Genomic DNA, 4,602 nt, shown 5'->3' with positions numbered 1-4,602 from the left:
CGCCATGGCTTGCCGTTGATCTGCCCGGTGACCGGCACCCGCAGCGGACAGGGCCCTGGCCGCGATGCAGCGATCTCCGCCAGCCCGTGTTGCTTGACGAACCTCCAAACCTGACCGCGGTTGGAGCCGGTGAGTGCGGCGATGTAGGTGGCGGCCACCTGGATCTCGCTTTTGCCGGAGCTGGCCGGCAGCGGGTGACCGGCCCGCACCATGGGCAGCAACCACTCCTCAAGCCCGGCCCATCCGGCTGGCGTGGCCTTCGTGGCGGCGGCAACGGCGATCAGGCGGCGGCGCTCGGCCCAGGCCGCCAGGATGTCGTCGGCGAAGTCGTCGACAAAGCGGATCGCCCAGATCAACAGCGGCCCGAGAACAAGCGGGTCCAACGGCTCCGTCGTGTTCTCCCCGCCCGCGGCCGTCCTGGCCGGGGGCAGGAACTCGTCGACTCCTTCGGCCTCCCATGGAGGTGGGGTGATGCCAGTGGGGCGGGCGCTGAGCCGGTCGTACGCCCACAGGTTCGTTAACCGGACAGCGATGATCGCTGCGGTGTCGCGGGACACTCGGACCATGCGCTCGCCTGCATAGGCCCGCCACTGTGTGTCGGTGCAGGCGCGCAGGCTCGTGATCTGGCGTTCGTTCAACCAGCGGGCGAGGCGCATCCACTCCAGGCAGGTGGCGAGCATGTCGGTGCCGCCCGAACGGGATCGCGCCTGGACGCCTCGGGTCTGGAGGTAGGTGGGCCTCAACTGGCCGTTGATCATTGTCCAGGTGGCTAGTTTCACCTGGTCCCGAAGGGGGCCCGGGCAGTTCTTCCAATGGAGGTTGACCAGACCGGTGCCAGGATTGTCGATGAGCGGCGCCATGGACCACACCTCGTCCTGGTAACGCGAGTTCGGGTGCGTGTTGCCGGGGCTGATCCACTCAGGCAGCACCACGGGACTGTCCGGGCGGGGCATGGCGAGCACGTACGTATCGGTCTCGGCAGCGGTGCCGACGGCGGTCATGGGGCGAGCTCTCCCTTCAGCAGAAGGTGGACCAGGGTGCGGTCCTCGTCGTTCACGCGGGCAAGCGCCGCGTTCCAGGCCACAGAGCCGACCTTGTCGCGCAGGTCCTCAAGACGGAGCACATGTTCGCTCCACCGCTCGTGCCACGACCGGTCGGGCAGGACGGAGCGGAGACTGGTCAGCTCTCGGTGCAGGTGGGCGAGCCGTGGGTGATGGCCGGGATGGACACGGGCGTTGGGGCAGGCCAGGCAGAGCATGAAGTCCGCTCCGCAGCCGCCTTGCGCGTCGGGCCAGGGGCTGGACGTCTCGTCCGCGCAGTCCGCGGCCACGGTCTGTCCGTGCCCCGGGTCCGGGGTGTCGGCGATGGCGCCGGCGAACATCACGGCCTGGGCCTGGGCGAGGGCCTCTTTGGCGCCGGCCTCGAAGACGCTCCGCGAGGCCCTTTGAACATGCTCATCTGGCAGCATGTAGATGCTCTCGTGCGTGCCCTGCGCGTGCTGAAGGGGACGCCCCTCTCGTGTCACCGCGGTTCTGCGGGTCCGCTGGAACGGCGCCCCTCCCAGACCATGCCTGATCCCCCACTGCTGTGCGTCGCCGTTTCCGATACCGAACGACAGAGGGCCCACCGGACGAGGCCGTTCCGTGTGCTGGTGTCGCTTGCCGGGGTAGTGCATGCGCGCGACCATCAGAAAGTCGGTGCCGGGCTCCAGCCTGGCGGCAAGAGCCCGACCGTGTGCAGTGGCCTCCAGCGCCTGAGTGATCAGCCTGCCGGCCGAGTCGGCCCCGGAGTCGGTGGCGTTCTCCGTGGAAAACCACCAGCCTCCGCCTTGCCTGCGCTTCTCCACCTGAATCTGGTAGGTCACCGTGGCCGTCCCTCCGGCCGACGGGGCCGTGGTCGGGGCAGGCAACCGGTCATAGACGGACAGATTCCAGCCGAACCGGGCTGTCAACAGCACGGCCAGCGCCGTAAGTTCGGAACGGGAGAGAAAGAGCCTGCCCCACGTGCACTCCGAGCCGGTGCCGCCCAGAAGTCGGCGTTCTCTCACGTTCACCGCTCCGCTCGGCGAGACCGTGTGCGGGACGTAGCCGGTCCGCGCAAGGTGGTCGAGAATTTCACCGAGGCGCCCCTCCCGGCTGCCCTCCGTCACGTCACCGGCCCGCCACCTCTCCAGCAGGCGTGTGTTCTCACGGATCCGCAGCCGAGCGGTTCGGAACTGCCGCTGTGCCGCCAGCAGCACCCGCCCCCGCTCATCCTCTCCGTACGACTGCTTGACCGGCACCTGCTTAGGAATGCGGCGGGCCAGTTCCTCCCCCACCGGCCCGTCGGCCAGCCTCGGATCCGCCCGCAGCAGCGGCCTCACCTGACGCAGCACACTCTTCCCGCTGTTCGTGCCGATGTGCGCCGCGCGCCAGCGCTTGAGCATGGCGGTGGTCAGATCCCCCAGGTCTTCCGGGGGATGCTCCAGTTCGGAGACGAAGCGCGCGAACGCCTTCACCGTGATCCAGGAAGCCTGCGCGGTCATATGGCTGTTCCAGCCCGCGGACCGGGCCGCGAAGACCCTGGCCAGTGACCGCTGCATCAGCTCGGCGACCGGCAACTCGGCAAAGTCGAACGGCATCTCGTATCCGGCCTTGTTGACGACCGTCACCACGAGTCCGTCGGGAGCCAGCGGCGGCTCGGTGCGGTGATCCGCCGGCGGCAGGACGGCTCGCCGTCCCCGCCCGGTCACCGGGCCGCCTCAAGGACGGCGTCGATGTCCTGGATGCCCTGCGACTCCCGGGCAAGCCGGGTGAACACACCGTCCAGGTCCTCGACCTGTTGTTCCTCCTCGTTGGCGGGCTCGGCCGCGGCCAGGATCGACTCCAGTTGCAGGTGCGCGACCGGCGCGAGGTAGTGCCGCTTCGTCACCTCCACGTCCGCGTGACCGAGGAGGGTCTTCACCAGCCACCACGGATCGCCGAACAGCAGGGCGAAGTCCCGCCGGTCCGCGGCCGAGAGCCCATAGCGGGTCTCCACCAGCTGGTTCAGCAAGACCAGCATGTAGAGGGCCATCGAATGACGCGCGGCGTGCGGCGTGGCGTACGGGCTCTTGCCGCGTACCTCCGCCAGCCGGAAGTCCCTTTCGACCTCCCGTTCTCCCACGGTGAGCAGGACTTCTTCGCAGCGCAGGTTCGCCGCCCTGAACACACCGTTCCACCGGTCCGGGGCCATCGGCAGGCCCTGCTCGGTCAGCCACAACCACGCCGGCTCCGGCCCGTCCGGGCCCTCCAGGAACAGCCACTGCCGCTCGCGCCATCCCAGGCGGCTGAGTTCCTGCTCACCGACGACGCCGTTCGCGTCGGCCCACTCGATCTTCGGTCTCAAGCCCCGCGTCACCTTCGTGACCAGCCGCATCATGGGCAGCCGCTCGTAGCGGCCTTCCGCCTGGGCGCGCTGCACCGCCCACGCGCGCTCCGACTCGACGTATGCCTCGGCCTGGCCGACCGCGTCCACCGACACGTAGAAGACCCGGCTCTGCTTCGACCGGGTGACCGCCGCGGCGACGCGGCCATGGCAGTAGCGGCCGAGCCGCAAGCGCTGGCTGGGCAGTTCGAAGGTGAGCAGCGAACCACCCTCCTGCCGACGCAGGCCGGAGCTGAGCAGCAGCTGCACGAAGCTGGTGTTGCGCAACTCCGTCCGCGACTCCCACCCCGGCACCGGCACTCCTGTACGGCTGTGGCCACGCAGCCCGATGTCCGACCACAGGCCCCAGGTCCGCGGTGTCAGCCACAACACCCGCGAGCTCACAGAGTCCGCCGCCCGGTCCCCTCGGCGCACGATGTCCACCGGCAGCGGGGACACCTTCGCCCACCGGAACAGCTTGGTGAACGCGGCCGCCTCACGGTTCCACTTCGTCCCGCTGATCCGGCGCGGATTCTGCGGAGCCCGGCATCTCCAGTGCCGGTAGTCCGCCAAGTCCTGCCTGGTCGCCTGCCTCCATAGAACTCCGCGCGAGGACAGGAAAGTCAACAGCGGCCGGATATCCGTCGCGTAATTCCGCTTGGTTTCCCGCTCCAGATCCCGGAATTCGACGGACCGAACGAAATCCAGCAGGTCCCGGTCCACCGTTCCGTCCGGCGCCACGAACACCGGATCACCCGGCCGCAGACCGATCCGGGCGACCTCAGCCGGCAGGTCCTGTACCCCCAGGACCCCCTCAGACGGTAGCAATCCCCACTGCCCCGGATCGGGCACCCACACCACGTTCCACTCGTGCAACTGACGCCTCCCCTGACGCTTGAACACGCCCAATCATCAGGGAAATGGCGTCGACCACGGTCAGCCGGCCCGCGGCGAGCCGCTTGCCCGCGATGTAGTGCAGCAGGTCGAACGCGTCCGGGGTCGCCGACTGGTCGTTCTCGTCGTCCGCCACGAGGCCCCGGCAGAAGTCGGAGGAGATCACCTGCGTGGGCAGGAAGTGCCGGCGGGCGAATGTCGACTTGCCCGAGCCCGTCGTGCCGATCAGGACGACCAGGGACAGGTCCGGTATGCCGAGAACGTCCGGGGTGCCGTTCATCGTGAGCCCTCCTGTACGTCGCGCACGTCGCGCTCACCCGTGAT

2 protein-coding genes and 2 pseudogenes are annotated in these 4,602 nt (G+C 68.9%); all 4 read right to left on the bottom strand.

What is annotated here, in order from left to right; translation table 11 throughout:
* Nucleotides 1-1,001: pseudogene (locus ACRDP3_RS04435) on the bottom strand (integrase); the annotation flags it as partial.
* Nucleotides 998-2,731 carry a hypothetical protein gene (locus ACRDP3_RS04430; protein ID WP_431515481.1) on the bottom strand — a complete coding sequence of 578 codons (1,734 nt, stop codon included), beginning with the start codon at nucleotides 2,729-2,731 and terminating at the stop codon, nucleotides 998-1,000. The pseudogene ACRDP3_RS04435 and the gene ACRDP3_RS04430, both read right to left, overlap by 4 nt.
* Entirely contained in the window at nucleotides 2,728-4,260 is a 1,533-nt protein-coding gene (locus ACRDP3_RS04425; protein ID WP_431515480.1) for a site-specific integrase, read from the bottom strand. Before ACRDP3_RS04425 ends, ACRDP3_RS04430 begins: the two co-directional genes overlap by 4 nt.
* Nucleotides 4,244-4,558: pseudogene (locus tag ACRDP3_RS04420) on the bottom strand (AAA family ATPase); the annotation flags it as partial. The gene ACRDP3_RS04425 and the pseudogene ACRDP3_RS04420, both read right to left, overlap by 17 nt.
* Between the last annotated feature and the right edge of the window lie 44 nt (nucleotides 4,559-4,602).

The organism is Streptomyces sp. (genome assembly GCF_050698815.1).
Taxonomy (GTDB): Bacteria; Actinomycetota; Actinomycetes; order Streptomycetales; family Streptomycetaceae; genus Streptomyces.
Note: the sequence above shows the minus strand (reverse complement) of the source record. Positions and strands in the feature narration are given on the sequence as shown.